Origin of the sequence: Streptomyces albospinus (assembly GCF_014648695.1) — a bacterium.
GTDB classification, from domain to species: domain Bacteria; phylum Actinomycetota; class Actinomycetes; order Streptomycetales; family Streptomycetaceae; genus Streptomyces; species Streptomyces albospinus.
This window is the reverse complement of record NZ_BMRP01000070.1, coordinates 1-24,609: the sequence shown is the minus strand read 5'-3', so window position 1 is coordinate 24,609 and position 24,609 is coordinate 1. Positions and strand designations below refer to the sequence as shown.

The following is a 24,609-nucleotide window of genomic DNA, read 5'->3' as shown; positions in this document are numbered from 1 at the left end:
ACTTCCCCGACAAGCGTGAGCTGCTGGTGGCCGGACAGGAGACGCTGAGTCGGCTGCTGGCCGAGGGGATCGCCGAGGCTCCCGGCTGCGCAACCCCGCTAGAGGCGGTCGCCGCCGGTCTTGAGCGCGCGTCAAGCGCGATGGGCCCCATGAACCGCGAGCTCGCCCCGCGCCTGAAGGCGGCCGTCGCCGCCAGCGCCGAGCTGCAAGAGCGTGACGCCCTCAAGACCGTCAGTCTCGCGGCCGCGATGACAACCGCTCTGGTCGCCCGCGGCGTACCCGATCCGACTGCGGCTCTCGCGGGCGAGCTGGGCGTCCTGGCCTTCAAGCGCGGGTTCGGCCAATGGTCCGAGGGCGACCGTGACGGCAAGGACGAACTCGCCGGATACGTCCTGGCGGCCCTGGACGAGCTGCGCGCAGTGAGCGCATCGCTGGGCTGATCGGACAGATCCACCCGCTCATCGGCTGGTTGCGCATCGGCCCGTCGCTCGTCAGGCTCGCCGACGGACGCGGCTCCGCCACAGCGTGCTCACGTACGGCTTCGGTTGGGGCAATGGAACCGTGGTCGACACTGAGATTGATCTTGCTGGCTACTCGTCCTTTGGCTCTGGAGGACCTGCGCCTGGAGGCGTGCGGCCACTGGCGCCTACCTCCGTGCACCGAGCGAGGGGTAGACCGAGGCCCGCCACCGTCGGGTGGCGGGCCTCTTGTCGGGCACCTTTCTCAGCCGACCATGTCGAGCAGCAGCTTCGCAGCCACCGTCGCGCCGTCGGTGCGGATCATGCTGGCGACAGCGGCTGCCCGCGCTCGGGTCTCGGGAGCCAGGGCGACATCGAGCACGGCCGACAGGGACTCGAAGGTCGGGATCGGGCCGTCGTGTGCCGCGCCGATGCCGAGGTCGGCCACGCGGCTGGCCCAGTACGGCTGGTCCGCCAGCTGGGGTATGACCACCTGGGGCGCACCGGCTCGGGCGGCCGTGGTCGTGGTGCCCGCGCCGCCGTGGTGGACGACGGCGGCGACACGCGGGAATAGGGCGTGGTGGTTGACCTCGCCGACGGCGAAGCAGTCGTCTTGGTCGTCGGCCACTGCCAGGTCGGCCCAGCCGCGGGAGAGGAGCACGCGGCGGCCCTGCGCGCGGACCGCCTCGACGGCCGCCCGGGCGACGTCGTCCGCGTCGCGCATCGGAATGCTGCCGAACCCCACGTACACAGGCGGTTCACCGGCGTGGAGAAACGCCTCCACGTCGGATGGCAGCGGGCGGTCGTCGGTCCGCAACCACGCGCCGGTCTGCACCACGTCGAGGTCCGCCGGCTCCTGCCACGGGCTCAGGACCGGGTCGGTGGCCAGCCAGGGGCGGTCGGTGAGGACGTGGTCGCGGAAATGGCTTACCGGCGGTAGGCCGATGGACGCCCGGTGGGTGTTGAGACCGGTCCCGAACAGCACGTTCATGGTCTCGGCGTCCAGGTTCCACAGCATCCGGTTGTCGGTCACGCCGGGCGGGAACGGCCGGCCCGGCCGCTCGAATGGCGGGTGGTGTGGCGAAGGCAGGTAGGCGGGGAAGTAGGCCACGAACACGTAAGGGATGCCCAGGTGCTCGGCTGCCGTCCTCGCGCCGGCCGCGGCCGGGAGCAGACCGGTTGCCAGGATCACGTCGCACCCCTCGGCAGCCGTGACGACCGCCTCGTACGTCGTGGCGGTCATCGCGGCCGCGCGTGCGGGCAGCCCCTCCGCGGGCGCCTTCGTCTTCCCGGTCAGCACCCCCTTCACGAACGGGCGCACCGGCTGGCCGATCGGCACCAGCGGGAGGCCGACGGAGTCGAACAGCTCCGTGAAGTCCGGAGGCGTGCACATCCGCACGTCCACTCCGAGGTCCCGCAGCCGCACCGCAACCGCCACCAGCGGTTCGACGTCTCCGCGCGACCCGTAGGCCATCAACAACACGCGCATGTAGTGAGTCTCATTTCGTGGGATTCCTGGCAGGGGCCCGGTCTTGCTGTCAGTGGAAGTGGTCAACGAGCCCAGGGCGGTTCGCGGGTGCCCTCGGTGCCGGGAACGGAGGCGACTCCGTCAGCGCATCGACACATGGGCTTCGGCCGGCTCCGGGGCGTGGTTCCGGCGGATGAGGTCCGGCGGCAGGAGCAGGATCTTCCCGGCCAGGACCTTCCGGTGCGGTCACCGCAGGCCACAGCCAGGGTGCCCGCGGTGACCGTCCAGACCTGCTCCCGGCTGACGGAGTGCTCCAGGCCGGTCATGGTGGCGTTCGGGGGAGACAGGGAGGGAGTGATCACGCACATACAGGTCTCCTCGGTGGTGGCGGTCAAGGGCGGGGTGGAAGGCGAAACCTCTCAGCGAATCCTCGGAAGGCGTGCGAGGGGCAGGCGGTGAGGTGCAGGAGTCGACGACCCTCAGCTCCGCGCGTCCGCCGAGGACACCACCTTCGAGAAGGTAGTGATGGTGAGGCCGGAGTCGAAGGTCCGCGTGCCGGCCGCAGCGAAGTCCGTCGGGGCGAAGGGACCGTCGAACAGCGGGATGCCGGAACCGATCACGATCGGGTTGCGCTTGATGATCAGTTCGTCGATCTCGTTGCGCAGGGCGGCCGCCAGTTTGCCGCCGCCGCACAGCCAGATGTCCATGCCGTCCTGCGCCTTGAGCTCGCGGACGAGCGCGACGGGGTCGTCGACGACGGTCACCGCCGGATCGGGGCTGATGAGCGTGCGGGAGACGACGTATTGCCGGAGGTGGGCGTACGGGCTGGTGAGCCCAGCCTTTAGGCCCGGGTCGTAGGTCGCACGGCCCATGATGACCGTGTCGAACCGCCGGGCGGCCCGGTTGGCGATCCCCCACGGCTCCCGCGCGGGCGTGGGCATGGTCTCGGGGAAGTCCGCCAGGATCGCGGCGGCTTCCTCGCCGCCGAAGGGAAAGAAGTCGTACTGCCCGTCGGGACCGGCTATGTAGCCGTCGAGGGTGGCGGCGACGTAGTAGGTCAGCTTGCGCAAGGGCTGCTCATTCCTTCGAGAGGGATGTGAGTAGGGATCAGGTCGCGCCGGTAGGAGCGGCCTGCCTCCGTGTTCCTGGGTTAGATGGGCGATTCTGCGGCACCCCCGGGGTCTTGCCGCAAGCCCCCCTGTGCGCTATATCTTGATCATGGAAAGGGCGGATACTCCCCTTCCCCGCTCTGGTCCGCTGATGACGGACGAGCACACGCAGAGCACCGCCGCGCCCCCTGGGCCGGCTGGGCGGCCTGGCGCGCGGTGCCGACCTTCTCCAGCAGCGTCACCGCACCGGGCCGGATCACCTTGGCCGAGCGCAGATAGTCGCACCCCAGCCGGAACAACAGCGACGGGGAGTCGTGCTCCAGCGCCCGCGCCGGCAGGAACCCGTCCGGTTCCTTCAGCTCCAGCGACTTCACCGGCCACCACCCCAGATACTCGGCGATCTCCCGCAGATGATCAGTGCGGTCTGCTCCCGTTGCCCCTGGCTCGCTAGAGCCTGTCCGATAGGTTCGGAATACAGGCTGTGTGCTGCTGTGCTCGGCCGAGGAGTGGCTGAATGAAAACTGCGCGACAACACCCCTGCGGTAGTACAGAGTTGGCGCATGTTGGATCACATTGCCATCCAGGTACACGACATCGCAGCCAGCGCCTCCTTTTACGACGCCGTACTCGCTCCGCTGGGTGGCGAGCGCAAGAAGCAGTTCGGAGAGAACATCAGCTTCGGAGTGACGGGCCACCCGTTGTGGCTGGTCCCCGCGACTGGCCCCGAGTCTGCACGTGAACTGCACATCGCATTCGGTGCGGCCGACCGCGCCGCCGTGGACGCCTTCTACGCAGCAGCCCTCGCGGTAGGCGCCGAGGGCCTGCACGCGCCCCGGCTGTGGCCGGAGTACCACGAGTCCTACTACGGAGCCTTCGTCCGCGATCCCGATGGGAACAACGTCGAGGCCGTCTGCCATCGGCCTTGAGGACTGCCCTGCATTCGTCAGCGGAGCCATCTCCGAATCGATGCGAGGGTGACCGTGCCATGGAAGATGAAGGCCCGCTTGTCGAAGCGCGTGGCGACTGCCCGTTGGGCCTTGAGTTTGTTGACCAGGCGCTCGACTTCGTTCCTGCGGGCACAGCTTCCCTGATCGCATCCGGTGGGGCGACCTCCACGACTCCCGCGCCGTGCCCGGTTGTGCCGCTGGTTGATGGGTTCGGGGATGGTGTGCTTGATCTGCCGAGGGCGCAGGTAACGGCGGTTTCGGCGTGAGCTGTAGGCGCGGTCGGCGCTCAGGCGATCCGGTCGGGTGCGCGGCCGACCCCACTGCGCTCCTGCACTGGTTCGGCCGCCTGCGCATCCGTTGGGAGGTCCGCGACGACATCCACGAGGCGTTCCTCAAGCTCGCCTGCTCGCTGATCTGCCGGCGACGCCTGCGAACCGCGCTGCGTTGAAGAGCTCCTGGCATCATGCGCAAAGACGTCCTGTGCTCGCCGTCTGCTCGGCGACGCTTGCGATGGCCGAGGCGATGCGGTCCGGCGACCGGGCGAGGATCCGGACGTGGTTGGCGGGCGCCGTCGTGAAGGTCGACACGTGGCGTCCGGCCTGCTCGGCCCTGGCCGCGGAGGCGCGCAGCGTGGCCATCTCCTGGGCCGAAGCGCCGGAGTGGCCGCCGGTGCCGAGAACGAAAGCTGCGGGGCAGTTCAGCGTCGTGAAGTCCGCTTCGAGGGTGCCGTTGACCTCATCCAGCTCGATGACGACGTCGGCGGCCTGAGCCGGCGTCATGCGGGCGGAATGGCCCAGGAGTGCAGCGAGCCGCATCAGCGGGCCGAGTCGGCGGAACTGCGTGCGCACTCGCTGTTTGCCGGCGTCGTCGAACATCGAGATCGGGAAGCCGCCGTCAACGAGCACCAGACCGCTGATCTCGCCCGGGTGCTGTGCCGCGTAGCGGACCGCGGCGGTCGCGCCGTGCGACCAGCCGACCAGGATCGGGCGCTCGACGCCGGTCGCGGCTATCACCCGGCCGACGTCGTCCACGGTCGCTCGTCGTGGCCGAGGCGGCCGGTGGCCATGAACGTGCTGGTGTCGAAGTCGAGTTGGCGGTCCCGTGCGGCTTCGAGGTTGGTCTCGGAGCAGTATCCGGCGTCGACCAAGGCTTGCTTGGGGTGGATGCCGGTGTTGGCGGCAGACTGGTCCGGCATGGCGGTGCAGTCCAGCGCGTCCGAGGCGTTGGTGGTGATGTCGGCGGCCTCGGCCTCGATCTGCGCGCGGGCGGCCCGCAGCCGCGCGAGGCGCTTCTCCCGCCGGTCCAGCTCGGCTGGCAGGTCCACCTCCTTGCCGTCGACGCCGAAGACCTGTCCCTCGGCGTCGTCGGTGGCCTCGGCGTCGGCCGGCAAACCTCGGGCCTTCGCCTCCAACTCGGCGATCTCAGCCTCGATCTGCTCTTCTTTGTCGACCTGGCGGCCGTAGCTCATCGCCTTGTGTTCGGAGGCGTTCGCATCCAGCTTCGTGCCGTCCAGCGCGACGCGGCCCATCTTGACCATGCCCAGCTTCTGCGCGAGGTGCAGCGACTGGGTGAACAGGTCGGCCAGCGCATCCAAGTGGCGGCGGCGGAACCGGGCGATCGAGCGGAAGTCGGGGGCCTGGTGGGCAGTCAGGGACCGGAACGCGACATCATCGACGCAACGACGCTCGATCGCCCGCGAAGAACGCATACCGGTGCTGTAGCCGTAGATCAGCAGCCGCACCGTCAGCCGTGGATCGTAGGGCGGGTAGCCGCGCTTTTCGGTGTAGTCCGCCAGGATCAGGGAAGGTCAGGCACCTCGTCGACCTGGTCGGCAACGAACCGGGCGAGATGCCCTTCAGGCAGCCACTCGTCCAGCGACGAGGGGCAGCAGCAGGACCTGGCGCGGGTCGAAGTCCCGGAATGTCCTGTCCACGGACGCCAGACGGCCTGCGGTCGCTTCTTCTCGACCGGTTCGACCTCGAACAGCCCATCGCCACCACTCATACCGGAATCATCCCGCATGAATGATCACGAACCCCATACTGGTGCAGAGCACCTATTCAGAGGGTGCGGTATTCAGTGCGGCCGCGCCTGGAGCAGTCGGCCCTCCCTCTCGTCGACCGCCCGATCGGTCGAAGTCCGTCATGCCGGTGTCGCGCCGCGACGCCGCCACCGCCAGCACGCCGATGGCGATCAGAGACCAGCCGCCTGAGACCGGTTCCAGCACTGCCACCGGGATTCCGAGTGCCAGCAGGATCCATCCGGTCTCCACGGGCATCGCGCCCATGGCGATCACGACCCTCCTGGAAAGGAGCCCGAGGCCGAAGAAGGCAACTCCGCTGATCATGAACCAAAGGGCCATCATGCGGGTGTAGTTGTCGTTGCGGACGGTATTCCACAGTCCGTCGGAGACGATGCCGCTCCAGTACGAGTGCGACGCGATGACGCCCACCATCATGTGCACCGCGGCGGCAGCGAGCATCAGACGGGGGACCCAGAGGCGGAGACCTCTGGCGTTGGACGTACGGGATTCCGGGCGTGCGGAGGCATTCATGACGCTGTGTTCCTTCCGGGAGCGGCGGGCGAGGGATCCATTTCGATCGCCGGCGAAGTCAGGAGGCCGACCGGTCCAGGAGCGGCATCAGCAGCTCGTACATGCCGCGCAGCTCTGACTTCGGGAGCGGGGGCGTGAGGTGCTCCGCCCCGACCAACATCAGATAGAGCATCTTGGCCACTTGATCCGGTCTGCCATGGCCGGCCTGTTCGCACAGATCCCGCAGATATCCGATGCGGGTTGCGTCGACACGCTCCTGCACCTGCGCCGCCTCGGGATCCTGCTTCGCCCAGGCCCGCATCGCGATCTCCAGCGGCGGGCCGGCGTCCTTGGTCACTTCAGCCAGGAGCCTGGCCAGCCGCTCCCGCGCTGGAAGCGTGTCGGACGCTTCAACTCCATCGATGATCGCCGTGGTGCACTTGGCCTCGAAGTGGTCGAGCAATCGGGTCCGATACTTCGGCATCGATCCGAAGTGGTGGTAGAAGGCACCCTTCGACATGCCCATGCGCTCACACAGCCGATCCAGCGTCACCGCCGGCGCACCCTGCTCCGCCAGCAGCGTCAAGCCCTGGTCCAGCCACGCCGACCTCTCCGCACCCACCTTGACCTCTCTTCCATACCAAAAGGTTTGGTATGGAAGAGGCTAACAGGCGTCCGAGGAAGGGGAATCGGTGGGGCGCCGGATCCTCCGGCGCCCCACCCGTTCCACGAGACTCACGCCCAAAGGCGTACTGATGGCTGGTTACTGAGACGCGCTCCTGGCGATCTCGCTCCTGACCGGCAGGAGCACCCTGGCGTCAGCTCACACCAGTCCCGTGACCTGCAACTTCAAGATGAAGCACGCTCTCGCCGCCGGAGCCGGTAGCGATGCTGGTCAGGGCTGGATCGTGTCCGACAGGCCCAGGTCCCAAACGGCGAGTCCGTGGATGCCCTTGACGGCGGCGAGGGTGCGACGTGCGGCGAGGGATTGGGCGTCGGACCACCACAGAACAGTTCCGTCCGAGAGGGTGGCGTTCCATTCGCCGGTCGTGCTGTCGAATGTGGTGGTGGCGCCGTCGGCACTGGCGAGGTCTCGGGCGCCTTGGTCGCTGAGTTGGGTTACCGCGCCAGTGGGTTTCCATGAGTAGCCGTAGCCGGCCACGCCGAGGTCGACTTTGCCAGGGGCGACCTGACTCGTGAGAGCGTCCAGGCCCGCAGACTGCCAGGACAGTTCGCCGACAGGGCCAGGTCCGCTGCTGTTGCTGTGCTCGTCATAGGCCATGAGCACGACGCGGTCGACGAGTGGGCCGAGCGTCGGCAGGTCCCAGCCGTTGGCGGCGTAGTCGGCGGTGTTGGTGTAGGTGGTCACGGCGATGCTGATGGTCTTGCCCGCGGGCAGGGCCCGGCGCAGGGAGGTGACGAAGCGGGCCAGGCCGTCGGTGTCGCGTGCGGCGAGGGATTCCACGTCGATGGAGACGCCGTCCCATCCCTGGGAGGAGACGGCGTTGCTGAGGGTGCTGACCACGTTGTCGATGTTGGCGGCGCTGGACAGGAGCCTGTTGGCAGCGGACTCGTCGAAGTCGTTGGTCGTCGCGTTGAAGTTGCCGACGAGGTATTCGGCGGGCAGGCCGTGGGCGTGCGCGGCGGCGAGTTGGCCGCGCGCGGCGGCACCGGGAGCGTCGACGCCGCTCCCGTCGGGGCTGATGTTGACTCCGTCGACGCCGACGGAGCCCAGCGCGCGGGCGCTGGCATCGATCAGGGCGGTCGCGTCGCCCTGGACCTGGTAGCCGAGCACGGGCAGCCGCTGGGTGGCCTGGGTGGGTGCGGCGCAGGCGACCGCGATCACGGCGACGGAGGCGGCTGTGCCGACGAGGAGGCGACGGCGGGACAGTAGGTTGCGCATGGGTTGCTCCGTAAGTTGTTGTGCGGTCCGGGAGGGCCGGGTGCGGCTGATGGGTTCTTGCCTTCACTGGCTTCGCAGGAGTGGCCGCCCGGTTCTCCGGGGCGCCCTGGCTGCTGATTGAGATGTGCGAGCCTTGTGCGGTCGCTGATTACGGAGATGACAGCGGGGTGTTCCTCGGGCCGACGGCGCGCTACCCGCGCCCGCGGTGACCTGGACCACACCGAGTACCTCGGCATTGTCGGCGAGGCTGTCGTCGTAGATCCCGTCGAGGCGCAGCTGGCCGCCGTCGTCGTAGAAGAGGACGCGCCAGTCCGTCGGCGCGATGGCTCACGGCGTCGTCCAGGCCGTGGGCACGGGACTGGCCGCCGGTGTGAACGGCGACGGTGGCGAGCACCACCAGGCAGGCCGTGGTCGTAGCGGCGAAGAGCAGGGTCATCGCCCACCGGGCGCGGTGCAGGCGCGATGTTCACCCTCGCCGAGTCGGCGAGCGGCGCGATCGTCATGACGGCCTTCGGCAACCAGCTCGGCCGCGCGGTGCCGCTCGCCGTGGGAGCCGAGATCGGCTACAAGAAGCTCGCCATGGGGCCGGTGACGGCCACCGCCGAGCTGGGCCGCCCGGTGGCCGACGCGGTTGCCGGGGAGCGCCCGGAGTTCCCGGTGAAGGTGCTGATCACCCGCGACAGCGATGACGCGGTCACCGGCGAGATGACCATTGTGTGGACGCTGCGTCCCAACAAATGAGAGCGCGGCAGGTCGGCGCGGGATAAGCGGCCCGCGCGATGAACCCCCGCGGGGAGTGGCGGCGTCTCCGTAAAGAGATGCATCGGCAGAGAGATGCACGCGCCATACGGGATATCCCCGTCCCCCTCGGGTTCGTCGTCCGACCGGACCGATCGAGTACGCTTCCCGGGCGCGCCGGTACGGCGCGCCAGGGGAACGACCGACCGGTGGCACCGGCACCGGGCAACGGCCCACGGGGGCCCTACACCAGCGGAGGAAGCGGCCTTGCACATCCAGGAATGGCTGGCGACAGTACCGGCTCTGAGTGTCTACCTCCTGGTGGCGCTGGTCATCGGCCTGGAGAGCCTGGGCATTCCGCTCCCCGGTGAGATCGTCCTCGTCAGCGCGGCGATCCTGGCCGCGACCCAGGACCACATCGACCCGTTCGTGCTCGGTGCCTGCGCGTCCATCGGCGCCATCGTCGGCGACTCCATCGGCTATCTGATCGGGCGCAAGGGCGGCAGGCCGCTGCTGGCATGGGCCGGCCGGAAGTTCCCCAAGCACTTCGGTCCCGACCATGTCGCCATGGCCGAGGCGAAGTTCGACAAGTGGGGTATGTGGGCGGTCTTCTTCGGCCGGTTCATCGCGCTGCTGCGCATCTTCGCGGGTCCGCTCGCCGGTGTGCTGAAGATGCCGTACTGGAAGTTCCTGATCGCCAATGTCCTCGGCGGGGTGATCTGGGCGGGCGGTACCACCGCGCTGATCTACACCGTCGGCCTGGTCGCCGAGCCCTGGCTCAAGCGCTTCCAGTACTGGGGGCTGGGGGCCGCGGTGCTGTTCGGCATCGGCTCGTTCCTGCTGATGAAGCACCGGGCGAAGAAGGCCGCCGCGGCCCGCGAGGCGGCGGAGGCGGAAGCGGAGTCCCCGGTCGCGGCGACGGCCGACTGAGGCGTCGCACCATCGGACGTCAGGGCATCTGCCAGGTGTCCGGTCCGCCGTCGCGCCATTCGATGACACCCGAGTCGTCCCAGACGAATCGCGCGGTGGAGAAGCCGGCCCGGCGCAGGATCGCGGCCACGTCGCCGGGGCGCAACGCCCGTCCCAGGTCCTGTCCGTAGAGCGTGACGCGGCGACCGCCGGTGGACGGCGGATGCACGATCACGGGGGCACGCTTCATTCCTCCAGCATGCGACGGACCCGGCCCTGCCGCATCCCGACCGCAGTCGCCGCGTCACGGACGGTGCCCGGCGGCCGGTCGCCGGGCACCGTCCTCCTCACGGACCCGCCCGCAGCCGGGAGAAGTACGGCTGGGGGCGGGTGCCGGGGCCGGTCCGCCGCCACCAGCGGAGTTCGGCGGCGGGATCGCATACCGGTGTCCCGGTGCGTACCTGGCGGCGCAGGCCGGCCAGCATGGTGCGGGCCCCCGCGATGAACAGCGGGTCGCCGATCAGCTTCTTGGCCACCAGAGCCTTGCGGCAGGCCCTCAGCGCCGCCGCCGGCTCTCCGTGGGCGCGCTCGATGAGGGCGCGGGCGTAGAGGACGGTCGAGTACAGCCAGAAGTCGCCGTCGGAGTGGCGGGACTGCCAGGCACGGCGGGCCGCCGCCGTGGCACGGTCCGCGTCGTGCGGGGCGAGGGCGATGGCGAGGAGCGCCCGGCTGTGTGCCGGGCCCGGTCCGAACCAGGGGTCCCGGGAGGTGTGCCGGGCCGCCTCTTCCAGGCAGGCCACGGCCGTCGCGGTGTCCCCGCGGTACAGCGCCAGCACCCCGTGGGTGTGCGCGATACGGGCCAGGCCGTCGGAGTCGGCGTGCATCACGGCCGCCGCCCAGGCTTGGTCCAGCAGCGGTTCCGCGGCGGCCGGCGCGTTCTCCTGCGCCGCGAGGTGGCCGGCCAGCCACAGCGCGCGGGCCCGCAGCGCGGTGTCCTCCGGCGCGAGCAGCAGCAGCCGGTCCAGGTGCGCGCGCCCTTCGCGACGGAATCCGCAGGCCGCCCACCGGAACCAGAGCGAGACCGCGATCTCCAGCGCGCCGAGCGCGTCCTCGGCGTCGAGCGGCGGACGGGTCAACGCCGCGTCGAGATGGTGCTGTTCGTCCTCGACGAGGCGGACCGCGAGCTGCTGGCCGGTTCCCTGCCAGGTGATCTGGGCCTCGGCCGCGAGCGCCGCGCACGCCTGCCGGAAGCGGCCCAGCGCCCCGTTCTCCTCGCCCGCCGCACGCAGCTGCGCCCGTCCGAAGTCCCGGGCGCCGCGCGGCAGTCGGTAGCGCGGTGGCAGCGTGACCCCGGTGTCGCGGGCGCTCTGGGCGTCCCGTACGCATTCGAGGACCGAGGCGACGCGAAGGCGCTCCAGCGCACCGTCGACGGCGGCAGCAGGAACGTCACTGCTGGTGCAGACGCAGCCGGCGAGCCACGGGTCGAAATCCCCCGGAAGTACGGAGAGGCGCGCCCATACCTGCTGGTCGAGGGGGGAACAGAGGGCGTACCCGGCGGCGTGGGCGGCGTGCAGCGAGGTGTGGCGGCGGGTGGGCGCGGGGCCGGAGCAGTGCAGCGGACCGTGAGCGTCCAGTTTCCTGGCGAGCTGGGACAGGGACATCCGGTCCAGCTGCCGCGCGGCCAGGCCGATCGCGAGGGGCGAGCCCTCCAGCGTTCGGCAGACGGAGACCAGGAGTTCCGGTGCGGCGGGGCCGGTGTGCGCCGCCAGCAGCTCGACGGCCGGTCCGGCGATCCCCTCGCCCAGGGTCACCGGGAGCGGCCCGAGCGGAACGACCCGTTCCCCGGGCAGTCCCAGCGGGCGGCGGGCGGTGGCCATGATCCGCAACGCGGGCTCGGCCTGCAGCAGCCGCCGTACCAGCAGCGCGCAGGCGTCGAGCAGCGGATCGCAGTCGTCCAGCAGAACGCGGGTGTGCTGTGCGCGGCAGTACGCGGCGAGGGTCTCGGCGGTGTGACCGGACAGGCCGGCCGCCCCCAGCAGCGTGGCGGTCAGATCCTCCGCGGTGAGTCCCTCCCAGCAGCCGACCCGGAGCACCGTGTCGTGGTGCGGGCCGGTGTGCTCCTCCAGGACGGCCCTGGCCAGGACGCTCTTGCCGACCCCCGCGGGTCCGGTGAGCGTGATCAGCTGGGCGCCGTCCAGCAGTCCGGCTACCTGCTCGTGCTCAACTGCCCGTCCCACTACGTCGGGCAGCGGCCCGTGATCGGCCCACGCGGTCATCGGTCATCCCCAACCACGGCACAGCGCCGCGCACTTCCCTGGAACTGCCCACGATGCCAGAACCGACCGCCCGGTAAACAGCGGATGGGGTTCACCGATAGGGGGAAACGTGTTCGGCGCGTTTGACGTGCGCGGACGTCTTCCTGGCGACACGGAACGGTAAACCCCAGGTCACGATGGACAGGGGTGCTGCTCGGCAGTGTTCGGGCCGATCTTAAGGTGGTGTCTTTCGACCGGTTTCGCGGTGGCAGCGTGGAGTGCCCCGGCCGGCCCCGAGCGCCTGAGGAGAAGGTCCCGATGAAGTCCCTGCGCGTCCGAGCTGCGGTGAGTGTGGCGGCCCTGGGCCTGCTGGCCGGTTGTGGCGGACCGAGCAGGGATGTCGTCGACGCGTCGAACGTGCCGCGCCTGCGGGCACACGCGGCGGATGCCCTGAACGGCCGGCCCCACATGGTGCCGCCCCACGGCCCCCACTCGGCGTTCACCACGTTCCGTACGACGGGGGACGACGGCAACCGGGTCATCCGGACCAGGTGGCACGGCCGCAAGTCCGGTTACACCGGGGACATCTGGGCCTGGCTGCCGCCCCAGTACAGCCAGCCGAAGTACGCCAAGAGCGGCTTCCCGGTGCTGATCGCGCTGCCCGGTGCCTGGGGCTATCCGTCCAACTACTGGGCGGAGGGCACGTTCGAGCTGGAGGAGCGGGTAGCGGAATGGTCGCAGGAGGGCAAGACGCTGCCGTTCATCCTGGTGATGCCGGTGCTCAACCCGCGCAAGACGTACTACGACGGCAGCGACATCCCGGGGCAGCCGAAGATGGGGACGTGGCTGACCGAGGACGTGTCGGATTTCGCGCGGGCCAACTTCCGTACGTACGCGAGCCGGGACGGCTGGGCCTTCATGGGGTCGTCGTCCGGCGGGTTCGCCGCGCTGAAGGCAGTGCTCAAGGAGCCGCAGAAGTTCAAGGCGGCGATCGTCAACGGCCCCGACACGGCGCCGGATTCACCGCTGTGGAAGGGCCATCCGGCGGAGATGCTGGCCAACGACCCGCGGCATCTGGCGCGGCAGCTGGCCGCACGGGGCGGGCCGCAGGTCTATCTGGCGTTCGAGCTCGGCAGCAAGGAGGACGCGGTGCCGGACGTGAAGCGCTTCTTCAGCGGCTACACCGACGGGGCCCGGGGGCCGATCCACTCCACGCTCTACGAAATACCGGACGGCGTGCACAGCGGCCATACCTATATCCAGCGGATGCCCGAGTCGCTGCACTGGATCAGCGAACAGATGCTGGGGCCGGTGCCGTCCGTGTGACGTTCCACCCGGAGTGGGCCGCTGCGGGTCGGTTGCTCCCGACTTCGCCTCCTGTTGCCGGAGTCGGGGCATCAGACACAATTGTTCCGTGTTCGGCCGACGCCCCGGCCGGACCTCCTGCGATGCCGGTGGAGGAGTGCGGTGAGGTATCTGCGCGTGGTCGGGCTGGTGTTGACCGCGGTGACCGTGCTGGCCGGAAGTCTCGTGGCCGGCAACCTCTGGTTGCGGGACCGGGACGCGACCAGCAAGGTGGACGGCAGGACCGACGCCGTGCCGCGCGGGGAGGTCGCCCGGTCGATCTCGGACCATCTGTCCCTTCCGCTGATTCCCCGCGGACCGCGGTCGGTTGAGTGTGCGCGGGACCTCCGCGCGGTCAAGGGCGCGTGGACGCGGTGCACGGCCCGCTACCTCCGGGGCACCGATCGCGAGATGACCGTACGGGTCGTCAGGGTCGGCGGCGGCGAGATCACTTACGTCCACGACGCTCCGCATCGCTGACCCGGCCTGCGGATTCGCGCCACATTGCGTTCGCTACCACCTGGTCCGATGTGCTAGCGGATCGTCAGGAACGCGCGCAACCTCTTGCCCCCGACGGCTGCGCCGGGAGCCAATGGCCCCAAAGACGGCCTTTGTTGAATCTCCGTCAGGTGCCGGAAGGCGACAGATCGCTGTTGGACTTCGGGCTGCGGCGTGATGCTAAGATCATCGCACTTGCCAACCGGGTAGTCACCTGCTATGGCAAAAGGAATTCCGCGCATTGGCCTCAGAAAATCGCCACCCTCGGGGAGAACTATGCCATTAGCCGGGCCTGCAAAGGCTTTCTGGCCGGCGACTGTGCGCGGCCGTTCAGTTATGTCTGAGACCGCGCGTGCAGATGCGATCGCAGTCAGACATATGAAACCTGGTGGCTTCGTCGTCCAAAGAGAGTCCTATGACGCAATACTTCCAGGATCCAGCGCTCTGGGGATTGATCGCTGGTACCCCTGTCGCCGCTACCGCGATTATTCGCGGCCGAAAGAAGATCAAGGAGCTCGGTAGGGAAAAGGTTGAGCTGAAGCAGCACTACGCCAATCTCGAAGACCACTATGCGGAGGCCGTAGAAGAGGCCAAGGACCGCGCCGAGGAATCCACCAAGAACACCCTGAAGGCCGCCATGCGGACCCTCCAGGGACTGGCGAGCGAGCAGCAGCTGGCGATCTCCAAACTCCAGGAGACGTATGGCGAGCAGAAGATCCTGCAAGACCTGCTGGACATCGACCACATGAATTCGCAGTTCGCGCGGCGGGCCCAGTCCATCGCCGTGCTCTGTGACGGCTGGCTTGGCCGGCGCCGTAACGACGCGTCGCTCTACGACGTGGTGCGCAGCGCGAAGGGCCGTATCCGCCACTTCACTCGCGTCGAGATCCGATCGCAGAGTAATTTCGCCATCGTGAACCGCGCCGTCGAACCGGTGGCGCTGGTACTCGCCGAACTGCTGGACAACGCCACCAGTTATTCCGCACCGGAAACGATCATCGAGATCAATATCCGTCCGGTGCCCAAGGGTGTCTGCATCATCGTCGATGACGCCGGTGTCGGCATGAACGAGGAAGAGAAGGCGCGGGCCGGCCAGCTGCTGTCCGGCGGGAACTCCGCCAGCGTCTCCAGCCTCGGCAATCCGCCGCAGTTCGGATTCACCGTCATCGGTGTGCTCGCCGCCCGCTACGGCTTCACGGTATCGGTGGACTCCACCTCGCCCTACGGCGGTGTGCGCGCGGTCGTCCTGCTCCCCGACGAGCTCCTCACGTCCCTGCACGAATCCGAGGAGGGGCCTGCCGTGGCCGCATCCACCCCGCTGCCGCCCGAGAACCCTCCTGGTCCGCAGGCTGCCGCCGCTCCGGGGCCGCGCCACCGGGCACCCGGTCCCCCCGACTTCGGCGGGCCGGAAGCGGGCCCTCCGGCCGTCCCGGAGACCACCGCGGGCGGTCTGCCGAAGCGCCGCCGCCGCGGTGCGATATCCATCGTGCCGACGGAAAACGAGAGCACCCCCACACCGGCTCGCGACAGCGCGCGGACCGCGTCCGCCATGGGCGCATTCCAGCGCGGTACGCAATCGGGCCGTCGTTCCACCAACGCAAGCAGTGAAGGGCATGAGGTTCAGTGAACTACGATCTGTCGTGGATGCTTGACAGTGCTCTGGAATTGCCCGAAGCGCAGCATGCCATTCTCGTATCGGCTGACGGTCTGCTGATGGCCCGTTCCAAGGACGTCGGCCGGGACCACGCCGATACCGTTGCCGCCGCGATGAGCGGAATGCAGTCACTGAGCCGTACGGTTGCCGATTTCTGCAGCAGTACAGGTCCGAACACGAGGCCGCAGTGGCGGCAGACGCTGGTGGAATTCGACCACGGCTGGGTTTTCCTGATTTCGGCCGGTGAAGGTGCCTATCTCGCGGTCTCGGCCTCACCGGACGTCGACATGGCGGAGATCTCGTTCCGTATGCAGCAGCTGGTCGGGCAGCTCGGCAAGGCGCTGACCAGCCCACCTCGTGAGAGGGCCAATATCCAGCCATGACCATTGATGACGAGCCGGAGCTGGTACACGAAGCAGCGGAATTAGTACGGCCGTACGTCATCACCAACGGTCGCGACCTCGTGGACGACAGCCGATTCTCGCTGCTGACCCTGGTCACCGTCGCTCAGGAACCGCCCCGGACCCAACCGCTCGACCCGGAGAAACAGCGCGTGCTGGAGCTGTGCGCCGGGGGTTTTCTGTCGATCGCCGAGATAGCCGGGCACACCGGTCTGCCGGTGGGGGTCGTCAGGATTCTGGTGTCCGATCTCACGGAGGAGGGCCATCTCTATGCACGCGCGCCCATCCCCAGCGCTCAGCTTGTCGACCGGCAAATCCTTGAGGAGGTGCTGAATGGGCTCCAGGCTCGCTTTGGATGACGGCGTGTACCTGCGAAATTCGGTACAGACCGCGGCGAAGATCCTGGTGGTCGGGCACTTCGCCGTGGGGAAGACGACGTTCATCGGCACGATGTCGGAGATTCCGCCGCTGCGCACCGAAGAGGTAATGACGCAGGCAAGCGCAGGAATTGACGATCTGCGGGGGGCGCCCGGCAAGACCACGACAACGGTCGCCATGGATTTCGGCCGGCTCACGCTCAGCGAGAAGCTGGTCCTGTACCTGTTCGGAACGCCTGGTCAGCAGCGGTTCGTTCAGGTGTGGGAGGACATGACGCGCGGTGCGCTCGGGGCGCTGGTCCTGGTCGACCCGCAGCGACTGGAAGAATCGTTTCCTGTCATGGACCTGGTGGAACACTATGGAATCCCGTACGCCATCGCCGTGAACCGCTTCGACGGGACTCCGGAGCATTCCTTCGATGAGATCCGGGAGGCGCTGGACCTGCTCCCGGAGACGCCTGTTGTCAATTGTGATGCACGTGACGAGCGTTCATCGGCGGATTCCCTGATCACGCTTGTCCGTTACCTACAGTCCCGCCTCAACTAGGAGTTCAGGCATGCAATCTCATTCGGAATTCCAGACTCCGCCGCCGGGCTGCCTGGCACATGCCGATGGCATGAGAACGTCCCTGCACGGCCCGGAATTCGCCGCCGCTCCGCAGGCGGTCTACGAGAGCCTGCGGCAGCACGGCCCGGTCGCGCCGGTCGAACTCGCCCCCGGCGTCGAGGCCGACCTCGTCACGGACTACGCGATGGCGCTTCAGGTGTTGCAGAACCCGGACGCGTTCGCGCGCGACCCGCGCCGCTGGCGGGCCCTGCACGACGGCCGCGTTCCGCTCGACAGCCCCGTGGTGCCCATGATGATGTACCGGCCGAACAGCATGTTTTCGGACGGCGCGACGCATCTGAGGCTCCGTCAGGTCGTCACGGACAGTCTGGCCAAGGTCGATATGCACCGGGTGAGTCGGCACGTGGACCGGGTCGCCGCGTACCTCATCGACCAGTTCAGTGTCCGCGGCAAGGCCGATCTGATCGGTGACTTCGCGCAGGTGCTGCCGCTGCTGGTCTTCAACGACCTGTTCGGCTGCCCCGCGGACGTCGGCGACCGGCTGATCGTCGCGATCTCCAGCCTGTTCGACGGCATCGACGTCGAGCGGGCCAACGAGGCGATGGCGGGCGCCCTGTTCGAGCTGGTCGCGCTGAAGCGGACGCAGCCGGGCGAGGACATCACGTCCTGGATGATGGAGCACCCTTCCCGGCTGACCGACGAGGAGATGGTCCATCAGCTGGCGCTGCTCATAGGGGCGGGCACCGAGCCCGTACAGAACATCATCGCCAGTGCGCTGCGGCTGCTGCTGTCGGACGAGCAGTTCGGTGCGGGCCAGCACGGCGGCGGGGTGCTGGTCGAGGACGCCATCAACGAGGTGCTCTGGAACAGCCCGCCGATCGCCAACTACGCCACCCACTACCCCCTCCAGGACGTGGAGGTCAACGGAACCAAACTGGCGGCCGGCAGCCCGGTCCTGATCAGTTTCGCGGCGGCCAACACGGATCCGAGCCTGTCCGCCAGCCGGCAGACCTTCAGCAAGCGGGCCCATCTCGCCTGGGGCGCCGGGCCGCACGCCTGCCCCGCCAAGGACCCGGCCATGCTGATCTCGATCCGGGCGATCGAGAAGCTGCTCAACACCCTGCCCGACATCGAACTGGGCGTGCCTGCGGAAACCCTGACCTGGCGGCCCGGCCCCTTCCACCGTGCCCTCAATGCGTTGCCTGCCCGTTTCACCCCGGTACGCCGGGAGCAGCGGGCGTCCGTGGCGGGCGGGGGGCAGGCGGCTGCCGCCGGCAGTGCGGCGGCTCAGGAGCAGCAGGGCAAGCGGCGGGGTGGCTGGTGGAGCGGCTTCCTCAGCTGGTGGAAGGTGTGAGCTTTGCGACAGTGCAGATGTTCTTTGCTCGCATGAACGTTCAAGCGGAGGGGTATGCAGCGCTGGCGATTATTGTGTGATCTTCTGGAAAGGAAGTCGCTCGTGGAGCCCGCTCTTGCTGCCGCATCTGTTGATCGGCGTAGCATGGTTGCGCTTTTCTCCCGTCTGCGTACGGCTCGAGGACAGTCGAATCCATTGCCTTTCTACCGGAAACTCCGGGCAATGGGCGAAGTTGTTCCGGCGCCGTGGGGCGGGCACCTGGCGACCTCTTACCGATTGTGCCACCGCGTCCTGCGAAGCCGGGACTGGCTGGTGCCCGACACCAGTTGGCGTACCGGCCAGTCGGATGCCGCACGCTGGAGCACCCCCGCTTCACGTCAAATGGGCGGCACGATGCCGATGCTCAACCCGCCGCATCACACGCAGATGCGGCGGCCGTTGGGGAATGTATTCGACCGTGCTTCGCTGGAGGACATGCGGCATGCGGTCGAGAAGAACACCGAGCGGCTGCTGGGCGATCTCACCGAGCAACTCCGCGACGGCTCCGCCGATTTCTGCGCGCTGGTCGGTGACGAATTGCCGGTGATCACCATAGGTGAATGGCTGGGATTGCCGTCCGCCGACTATCCGCTGCTGCGGTCGCTCACCCATGACCAGGTCCACACCCAGGAATTGTTCCCGTCGCCGAGTCAGCTCGCGGTGTCCGATGCCGCGACCCACCGTTTGCGGGAGTATTTCACCGGTCTGATACGGGAGCGTCGAAAATCGCCGGGAGATGATCCGGTCTCGTCGTGGATCCGCACCTGGGACGTCCTGGAAGCCGACCGGGACGCCGCCGACGAGGCCGTCTTCTCCCTCGCCCTCTTCATGGTCCTCGCCGCGCTGGAGACCACCTCGCACCTGCTGACGAGCATGGTGTGGCTACTCCTGGAGCACCCGCGCCAGTTGGACTGGCTGCGGGTCCACCCCGAGCGCATACCGGGCGCGATCGACGAGACGCTGCGCTACGACGCCCCGATACACATGATCAGCCGGGTGGCCGCGGAGGACACCGAACTCGCCGGAGTGGACGTCCGGAAAGGCGAGATGGTGCAGCTCATGGTCGGCGCCGCGCACCACGACCCGGCGCAGTACGCCGACCCCGATGTGTTCGACATCCGCCGCAAGGCTCCCCACCTGAGCTTCGGCGGCGGCATCCACTACTGCCTCGGCAATGCACTGGCCCGTATGGAAGCGACGTGCGTTCTCAGCTCGTTGCTCCGGCGCCTGCCGTGCCTGCGGATCGCCGGCGATCCCGTGTGGGCGCCCCGCGTGGCCTTCCGCCGCCTCATGGAACTTCCCGTCGTCCAGGCCTGAAGCGACCCCGCATACGAAGCGTGGCTCAACGAACAAGGAACACCATGATGCAAGACTTCAAGACCCTCCGTGTGATGCAGGAAGGTCCCGTCCTCGACGTCCAGTTGAACTGCCCCGAGGCGGGCAACGCCATATCCGGGGTGATCCTCGACGAACTCCTCGCCGTGCTCGGCTCCCTGGACGACGAGACCGGTATACGGGTGCTGATCCTTTCCGGGGCGGGGGACGACTTCTGCCTGGGCGGCGACCGCGCCGAGTTCCCCGAACTGCTCACCCAGGACCCGGGCGGGCTGGCGCTGCGCGCCCTCGGCAACAAGGCCCGCCGGGTGTGCGACGCTCTCGCGACCACCGACGTGGTGTCCATCGCCCGGCTGCACGGCGGGGTGGTCGGGGCAGGCGTGGGGCTCGCGCTCTTCTGCGATCTGCGGGTCGGGGCGGACAACTGCCGCTTCCGGCTGCCGGAACTCGGCCTCGGGGTGCCGCCCGCCTGGGGAGGCATCATGCCCCGGCTGCTGCACGAGGTGGGCGCCGCCAAGGTCCGCGAACTGATCCTGACCGCGGACAACTTCGACGCGGAGACCGCCAGGGACCTGTCCGTGCTCCACAAGGTCGTCCCGGAAAGGGAGCTGGACAAGGCCGTCCAGCGCTGGACCAAGCCCCTCGTCCGCCGGTCCCCCTCGGCGCTGCGGACGGCCAAGCTCATGATGAACGCGTACGCGAACGCCCACCGGCTCGCGGACGCCTCCCTCTTCGACGCCGAGCTGCTGTCCTCCGCGCTGAGCGCCGCGCAGTACGCCCGGCGCGGCTGAGCCGCCGTTGCGGGGCAGCCGCGTAATGCGCCGGGTGCGGCCCTGACCAGGCCGCACCGTGCGGTGTGCGGGCGTCGCCGTCAGCCCTCGGAGTCCGCGGTCTCCGGCACCGATGCGCGGTGGCGGGCGGCGAGTTCGAGGTACATGGCGGCGTTCAGCTTGATGGTCTCCCGCTCCTCCGCGGTCAGTTCGCGCTTGACCTTGGCGGGGACGCCGGCGACCAGGGAGCCGGGCGGGACCCGCATGCCCTGGGGGACCAGGGCCTGGGCGGCGATCAGGGAGCCCGCGCCGATGTGCGCGCCGTTGAGCACCGTGGCGCCCATGCCGACCAGGACGTCGTCCTCGACGGTGCAGCCGTGCAGCACGGCGTTGTGGCCGACGGAGACCCGCTCGCCGACGGTCACCGGGAAGCCCGGGTCCACGTGCACCGTGCAGTTGTCCTGGATGTTGCTGTCGGCGCCGAGGACGATGGGGCCGCAGTCGCCGCGCAGGACGGCGTGGTACCAGACGCTGGCGCCGGCGGCGAGGGTGACGTCACCGACGACGACGGAGGTGGGGGCGGTGTACGCCTCGGGGTCGATGTCCGGCCGGCCGTCGCCCACCGGTGAAATCAGTGCCCGTCCTGCCATCTGCGGATCTCCTCGCCAGTTCTGTGCCGCGCCAACAGCACCGTAGACGACGGCCGCTGCCGCCGACGGGGGCGGCGGCCGGTGGGGCGAAGATCACAGCCCGTCGCGCGGCCGGTCGCGGGGCGCGCTGAGTACGGTGTGCGGGTGCCGATAAACCAGAACGTGTTCTCGTCCCTTGCGGCCTGGCGGCGCCGGGCCGTGTCGCGCGCCCTCCACCGGAGCGCGCGCTGGGTGCGCGAGGCCGCGGCCGTCACCGCGGAGTGCCCGGGCCCGTACCGCTTCCGCCGGATCGGCACCGGAACCCGGCTGGCCTATCCGCAGGGCACGGTCTTCGGCGACCCCTGGATCGAGATCGGCGACTACTGCATCATCGCCCAGGACGTGACGCTGACCGCGGGCATGATGCCGGACCTGGACCTCGGGTCGGAGCCGATCCTGACGCTGGGCAACGGCGTGGTGCTGGGGCGCGGCAGCCATGTGATCGCGGATGTTCGGCTGACGATCGGCGATGACTGCTTCTTCGGTCCGGGGGTGTACGTCACCACGACCAACCACAGTTACGACGATCCCGAGATGCCGGTGGGCAAGCAGTGGCCGCGCACCGACCCGGTCGCCATCGGCCCCGGCAGCTGGATCGGCACCGGGGCGGTCATCCTGCCCGGCGCCCGGCTGGGCCGGAACGTGGTGGTCGCGGCGGGCTCCGTCGTACGCGGCGAGGTCCCCGACCACGCGGTGGTGGCCGGGGCGCCCGCCAAGGTCGTGCGCAGCTGGGATCCGCGGGAGGGTTGGCAGCCGCCGCTGCGGACGCCGGCTCCGGTGCCGATCCCGGAGGGCGTCACACCGGAGCAGCTACGCGCGCTGGGGGAGTGGGAGCAGGGCGAGGCGGCACCGGCGCCCCAGCGGGTGCCCGGCGGCTGACGGTCCGCCGGCATCAACTGTGCGCGGCGAGCAGGATCGAGCCGACCAGGGCGAGTGAGGCGCCGGCGGTCTGCACGGCGCGCATCCGCTCCTTGAGGACGGCGAGCGCGGCGAGTGCGGTGACCACCAGGTAGAGGGAGGCGAGCACCGCCGCCATCGTGACCGGGCCGTGCTGGGCGGCGACGGCGTAGGTGCCGTTGGCGGCGACGTCGGCGATCCCGACGAAGGCGAGCGCGGGGAGCGTGCGGCGGACGGCGGCGAAACCCTCGGCGGGCAGTGCCGGAGTGCCGCGCCGGACCGTGGCGTAGAGCGCCGTGCCGCCGACCATCACATTGCACACCCGCTGGACGAACAGCGCGAGGAAGAGCCCGGTGACGGTCGTGGACGCCTCCGCGATCAGCGCCATCACCGCGCCGAAGCCGAGCGCCGAGATCAGGGTGAGCACGATCGTCTGGCGGGCCACGGACGCGCCGCCGAGCCGGGGCCCGCCCGCCAGCAGGACGCCGACCACCGCGACGGCCATACCGGCGGCCTGGAGGAGTCCCGGCCGTTCGCCCGCGAGGATGCCGACGCCGAGCGGTATGAGGACGGTGCCGAGCGAGCCGAGCGGGGAGACCACGCCCATCGGGCCGAGGGCCAGTGCGCGGTAGAAGCAGAGCATCGACACCGGGCCGACGACACCGGCCGCGACCGCGAACCACAGCTGCGGTCCGGCCTCTCGCCAGCCGCCGGTCGTCAGTACGATGCCGCCCAGTACCAGCGCGGCGAGCGTCTGCGAGACCACCACGACGGTCAGCGCGTGGAAACGTCGGGTGAGCAGTCCGCCGCCGAAGTCGGCGAGCCCCCAGAGGAGACTGGTGGCCAGGGCGAAGGCCGCTGTCATGGTGAAAACCTCGCAGTACAGTGAGCTGGACGCTGAAGTACACCACACCGTAGTGCAATGAAGTGAACTGCGGAATCGAATATATTGACCTTCGACTTGGACGGACCGTGACGGATCTCGACCAGCTCACGCAGTCGCTCGCCCGCAATCTCAAGCGCTGGCGCACCGAACGCGGCTACACCCTCGACGCGCTGGCGGCCCGCGCCGGAGTCAGCCGCGGCATGATCATCCAGATCGAGCAGGCCCGGACGAACCCGAGCGTGGGGACCACCGTCAAGATCGCCGACGCGCTCGGCGTCAGCATCACCACGCTCCTCGACTACGAACAGGGCCCGCAGGTACGGATCGTGGCGCCGGGCGAGGCGGTCCGGATGTGGTCCACCAAGGCCGGGAGCCACACCTCGCTCCTGGTCGGCGGGGAGGCGCCGGGCCCGTTCGAAATGTGGGACTGGCGGCTGATGCCCGGGGACGAGAGCGCCTCCGATCCGCATCCGCCGGGCACCGTCGAGCTGCTGCACGTCCGGGCCGGCACCCTCACGCTGGTCGTGGACGGCGCCGAGCACGCGGTGGCCGCCGGCGCCTCGGCGACCTTCGAGGCCAAGGTCCCGCACGGCTACCGCAACGACGGCGAGGAACCGGTGGAGATGACGATGTCGGTGATCATCCCGCTCTGACCGGTCCGTGATCACTCCGTGAGACGGGCCGCCGGCGGAGCCGCGGCGCCTGTTAGCTTGACGTGCATGCCCGTGCCGATGGATGCCTTCGACGATGTCCGGCCCGCCGCCGAGTGCCTGGACCTGCTGCCCGGTCCGGTGGCCGCCGCGATCCGCGACTGGCGCGGCCCGGTGCCCGTCCGGGAACTCCGCTACGTCGACACGGACCCGGCCATCGCGGACACCGAACTCCTCGTCGAGCACTACGGCCGCTGGCTCCTGGAGCAGTCGGCGAACTGCGTGGTGGTGGCCGGCAAGCGCGGCGGCGAGGTCACCCTGGCCGCCTGCCTCGTGCTCTCCACCACCCGCGTCGACGTCAACGGTGTGGTGCGCCGTCATCTGGGCGCCCGCAAGGCGTCGTTCGCGCCCATGGACACCGCGGTCGGTGACAGCGGGATGGAGTACGGCGGTATCACCCCGATCGGGCTGCCCGCGTCCTGGCCGGTGCTCGTGGACGCCGCGGTGGCCGATGCCCCGTACGCCCTGATCGGCAGCGGCAGCCGCCGCGGCAAGCTCATCGTGCCGGGCAAGGCGCTGGCCGAACTCCCGGGCGCCACCGTGCTGGAGGGGCTGGGCGTCGCCTAGGGCGCTTCTGATGGCTCTTGGTCGGCCTCCGGGCCGACCAGCCAACCCGGCACAAGTCGCCACGTGAGGCGCGGACGGCCCCACCGGAAGCACCCGCCCCAGCCGGGAACCGGTTTCAAAAGCCGTCAGAAACGCCCTAGCTGTGTTGTCCCGGCACGTTGGTGACAGGCGACATGCACCGTCCGGGTGCTTGAACGGGT

The 24,609-nt window shown here is 69.2% G+C and carries 28 protein-coding genes and 4 pseudogenes; 19 read left to right on the top strand and 13 right to left on the bottom strand.

What is annotated here, in order from left to right; genetic code table 11:
- A partial coding sequence (locus IEZ17_RS39035; protein ID WP_189308383.1) for a TetR family transcriptional regulator occupies positions 1-440 on the top strand: 440 nt, incomplete at its 5' end.
- A gap of 283 nt (positions 441-723) precedes the next feature.
- On the opposite strand, the gene IEZ17_RS39030 is transcribed toward IEZ17_RS39035, so the two are convergent.
- Positions 724-1,947 carry a glycosyltransferase gene (locus IEZ17_RS39030; RefSeq protein ID WP_189308382.1) on the bottom strand — a complete coding sequence of 408 codons (1,224 nt, stop codon included), beginning with the start codon at positions 1,945-1,947 and terminating at the stop codon, positions 724-726.
- Positions 1,948-2,202: 255 nt separating this feature from the next.
- On the opposite strand from IEZ17_RS39030, the gene IEZ17_RS39025 reads away from it, so the two are divergent.
- Positions 2,203-2,385 carry a hypothetical protein gene (locus IEZ17_RS39025; protein ID WP_189308381.1) on the top strand — a complete coding sequence of 61 codons (183 nt, stop codon included), beginning with the start codon at positions 2,203-2,205 and terminating at the stop codon, positions 2,383-2,385.
- A 20-nt stretch (positions 2,386-2,405) separates the two neighbouring features.
- Here the strand turns inward: IEZ17_RS39025 and IEZ17_RS39020 are convergent, their stop codons facing one another.
- Positions 2,406-2,996 carry a dihydrofolate reductase family protein gene (locus IEZ17_RS39020; protein ID WP_189308380.1) on the bottom strand — a complete coding sequence of 197 codons (591 nt, stop codon included), beginning with the start codon at positions 2,994-2,996 and terminating at the stop codon, positions 2,406-2,408.
- 146 nt (positions 2,997-3,142) lie between these two features.
- Entirely contained in the window at positions 3,143-3,607 is a 465-nt protein-coding gene (locus IEZ17_RS44045; protein WP_189308379.1) for a DUF4158 domain-containing protein, read from the bottom strand.
- On the opposite strand from IEZ17_RS44045, the gene IEZ17_RS39010 reads away from it, so the two are divergent.
- The gene (locus IEZ17_RS39010; RefSeq protein WP_189308378.1) at positions 3,596-3,961 is read left to right on the top strand and encodes a VOC family protein; all 366 of its coding nucleotides are present in this window, start codon (positions 3,596-3,598) and stop codon (positions 3,959-3,961) included. The genes IEZ17_RS44045 and IEZ17_RS39010 overlap by 12 nt on opposite strands.
- A 17-nt stretch (positions 3,962-3,978) precedes the next feature.
- On the opposite strand, the pseudogene IEZ17_RS39005 reads toward IEZ17_RS39010, so the two are convergent.
- Positions 3,979-4,299 (bottom strand): annotated as a pseudogene (locus IEZ17_RS39005) (transposase family protein); the annotation flags it as partial.
- 11 nt (positions 4,300-4,310) lie between these two features.
- Here IEZ17_RS39005 and IEZ17_RS39000 point away from each other — a divergent pair.
- Positions 4,311-4,430: pseudogene (locus tag IEZ17_RS39000) on the top strand (IS5/IS1182 family transposase); the annotation flags it as partial.
- A gap of 13 nt (positions 4,431-4,443) precedes the next feature.
- On the opposite strand, the gene IEZ17_RS38995 reads toward IEZ17_RS39000, so the two are convergent.
- The 5 genes and pseudogenes from IEZ17_RS38995 to IEZ17_RS38975 form a co-directional block, all read right to left on the bottom strand.
- Entirely contained in the window at positions 4,444-5,013 is a 570-nt protein-coding gene (locus IEZ17_RS38995) for an alpha/beta hydrolase (protein WP_189308377.1), read from the bottom strand.
- A 2-nt stretch (positions 5,014-5,015) separates the two neighbouring features.
- A pseudogene (locus IEZ17_RS38990) lies at positions 5,016-5,915 on the bottom strand (transposase); the annotation flags it as partial.
- Positions 5,916-6,038: 123 nt separating this feature from the next.
- Positions 6,039-6,536: a DUF6463 family protein gene (locus tag IEZ17_RS38985; protein WP_268249891.1), complete on the bottom strand. Its 498-nt coding sequence runs from the start codon at positions 6,534-6,536 to the stop codon at positions 6,039-6,041.
- Between the two features lie 58 nt (positions 6,537-6,594).
- Positions 6,595-7,101 (bottom strand): TetR/AcrR family transcriptional regulator, encoded by a 507-nt coding sequence (locus tag IEZ17_RS38980; RefSeq protein WP_229853055.1) that lies wholly within the window; start codon positions 7,099-7,101, stop codon positions 6,595-6,597.
- Between the two features lie 309 nt (positions 7,102-7,410).
- The gene (locus IEZ17_RS38975) at positions 7,411-8,418 is read right to left on the bottom strand and encodes a glycosyl hydrolase family 18 protein (protein ID WP_189308374.1); all 1,008 of its coding nucleotides are present in this window, start codon (positions 8,416-8,418) and stop codon (positions 7,411-7,413) included.
- Between the two features lie 444 nt (positions 8,419-8,862).
- Between IEZ17_RS38975 and IEZ17_RS38970 the strand changes: the two are divergent.
- Together IEZ17_RS38970 and IEZ17_RS38965 are read left to right on the top strand one after the other, a co-directional pair.
- Positions 8,863-9,159: pseudogene (locus tag IEZ17_RS38970) on the top strand (DUF4442 domain-containing protein); the annotation flags it as partial.
- 264 nt (positions 9,160-9,423) lie between these two features.
- Positions 9,424-10,086 carry a DedA family protein gene (locus IEZ17_RS38965; protein WP_189308372.1) on the top strand — a complete coding sequence of 221 codons (663 nt, stop codon included), beginning with the start codon at positions 9,424-9,426 and terminating at the stop codon, positions 10,084-10,086.
- Between the two features lie 19 nt (positions 10,087-10,105).
- On the opposite strand, the gene IEZ17_RS38960 is transcribed toward IEZ17_RS38965, so the two are convergent.
- Entirely contained in the window at positions 10,106-10,315 is a 210-nt protein-coding gene (locus tag IEZ17_RS38960; RefSeq protein WP_189308371.1) for a hypothetical protein, read from the bottom strand.
- Positions 10,316-10,412: 97 nt separating this feature from the next.
- A complete protein-coding gene (locus IEZ17_RS38955; protein WP_189308370.1) occupies positions 10,413-12,341 on the bottom strand; it encodes an ATP-binding protein in 1,929 nt (642 codons plus the stop codon).
- A 297-nt stretch (positions 12,342-12,638) separates the two neighbouring features.
- Here IEZ17_RS38955 and IEZ17_RS38950 point away from each other — a divergent pair, with 297 nt between their 5' ends.
- The 10 genes from IEZ17_RS38950 to IEZ17_RS38905 all read left to right on the top strand — a co-directional run bounded on the left by IEZ17_RS38950 (position 12,639) and on the right by IEZ17_RS38905 (position 20,681).
- Positions 12,639-13,646: an alpha/beta hydrolase gene (locus IEZ17_RS38950; protein ID WP_189308369.1), complete on the top strand. Its 1,008-nt coding sequence runs from the start codon at positions 12,639-12,641 to the stop codon at positions 13,644-13,646.
- A 141-nt stretch (positions 13,647-13,787) separates the two neighbouring features.
- Positions 13,788-14,144 carry a DUF4333 domain-containing protein gene (locus IEZ17_RS38945; RefSeq protein ID WP_189308368.1) on the top strand — a complete coding sequence of 119 codons (357 nt, stop codon included), beginning with the start codon at positions 13,788-13,790 and terminating at the stop codon, positions 14,142-14,144.
- 149 nt (positions 14,145-14,293) lie between these two features.
- Positions 14,294-14,506, top strand: coding sequence for a hypothetical protein (locus IEZ17_RS38940; RefSeq protein ID WP_189308367.1), 213 nt, complete (start codon positions 14,294-14,296; stop codon positions 14,504-14,506).
- Between the two features lie 71 nt (positions 14,507-14,577).
- Positions 14,578-15,789, top strand: a complete 1,212-nt coding sequence (locus IEZ17_RS38935) for an ATP-binding protein (RefSeq protein ID WP_189308366.1) — start codon at positions 14,578-14,580, stop codon at positions 15,787-15,789.
- Positions 15,786-16,199 carry a roadblock/LC7 domain-containing protein gene (locus IEZ17_RS38930; RefSeq protein ID WP_189308365.1) on the top strand — a complete coding sequence of 138 codons (414 nt, stop codon included), beginning with the start codon at positions 15,786-15,788 and terminating at the stop codon, positions 16,197-16,199. Before IEZ17_RS38935 ends, IEZ17_RS38930 begins: the two co-directional genes overlap by 4 nt.
- Positions 16,196-16,576 (top strand): DUF742 domain-containing protein, encoded by a 381-nt coding sequence (locus IEZ17_RS38925; RefSeq protein WP_189308364.1) that lies wholly within the window; start codon positions 16,196-16,198, stop codon positions 16,574-16,576. Before IEZ17_RS38930 ends, IEZ17_RS38925 begins: the two co-directional genes overlap by 4 nt.
- Positions 16,551-17,141 carry a GTP-binding protein gene (locus tag IEZ17_RS38920; protein WP_189308363.1) on the top strand — a complete coding sequence of 197 codons (591 nt, stop codon included), beginning with the start codon at positions 16,551-16,553 and terminating at the stop codon, positions 17,139-17,141. The genes IEZ17_RS38925 and IEZ17_RS38920 overlap by 26 nt, the downstream gene beginning before the upstream one ends.
- A gap of 10 nt (positions 17,142-17,151) precedes the next feature.
- Positions 17,152-18,516, top strand: coding sequence for a cytochrome P450 (locus IEZ17_RS38915; protein ID WP_189308362.1), 1,365 nt, complete (start codon positions 17,152-17,154; stop codon positions 18,514-18,516).
- Positions 18,517-18,660: 144 nt separating this feature from the next.
- Entirely contained in the window at positions 18,661-19,872 is a 1,212-nt protein-coding gene (locus IEZ17_RS38910; RefSeq protein ID WP_229853057.1) for a cytochrome P450, read from the top strand.
- A gap of 44 nt (positions 19,873-19,916) precedes the next feature.
- Positions 19,917-20,681 (top strand): enoyl-CoA hydratase/isomerase family protein, encoded by a 765-nt coding sequence (locus IEZ17_RS38905; RefSeq protein ID WP_189308360.1) that lies wholly within the window; start codon positions 19,917-19,919, stop codon positions 20,679-20,681.
- Positions 20,682-20,761: 80 nt separating this feature from the next.
- Here IEZ17_RS38905 and IEZ17_RS38900 read toward each other — a convergent pair whose 3' ends face one another.
- Complete coding sequence (locus tag IEZ17_RS38900) at positions 20,762-21,310, bottom strand: gamma carbonic anhydrase family protein (RefSeq protein WP_189308359.1); 549 nt, start codon at positions 21,308-21,310, stop codon at positions 20,762-20,764.
- A gap of 138 nt (positions 21,311-21,448) precedes the next feature.
- On the opposite strand from IEZ17_RS38900, the gene IEZ17_RS38895 reads away from it, so the two are divergent.
- Positions 21,449-22,228, top strand: coding sequence for an acyltransferase (locus IEZ17_RS38895; RefSeq protein ID WP_189308358.1), 780 nt, complete (start codon positions 21,449-21,451; stop codon positions 22,226-22,228).
- A 13-nt stretch (positions 22,229-22,241) separates the two neighbouring features.
- Here IEZ17_RS38895 and IEZ17_RS38890 read toward each other — a convergent pair whose 3' ends face one another.
- Entirely contained in the window at positions 22,242-23,111 is an 870-nt protein-coding gene (locus IEZ17_RS38890; protein WP_189308357.1) for a DMT family transporter, read from the bottom strand.
- Positions 23,112-23,218: 107 nt separating this feature from the next.
- Here IEZ17_RS38890 and IEZ17_RS38885 point away from each other — a divergent pair, with 107 nt between their 5' ends.
- On the top strand, positions 23,219-23,785 hold the full coding sequence (locus IEZ17_RS38885; RefSeq protein ID WP_189308356.1) for a helix-turn-helix domain-containing protein: 567 nt from the start codon (positions 23,219-23,221) through the stop codon (positions 23,783-23,785).
- A gap of 66 nt (positions 23,786-23,851) precedes the next feature.
- Positions 23,852-24,409, top strand: a complete 558-nt coding sequence (locus IEZ17_RS38880) for a YbaK/EbsC family protein (RefSeq protein ID WP_189308355.1) — start codon at positions 23,852-23,854, stop codon at positions 24,407-24,409.
- Positions 24,410-24,609 lie beyond the last annotated feature (200 nt).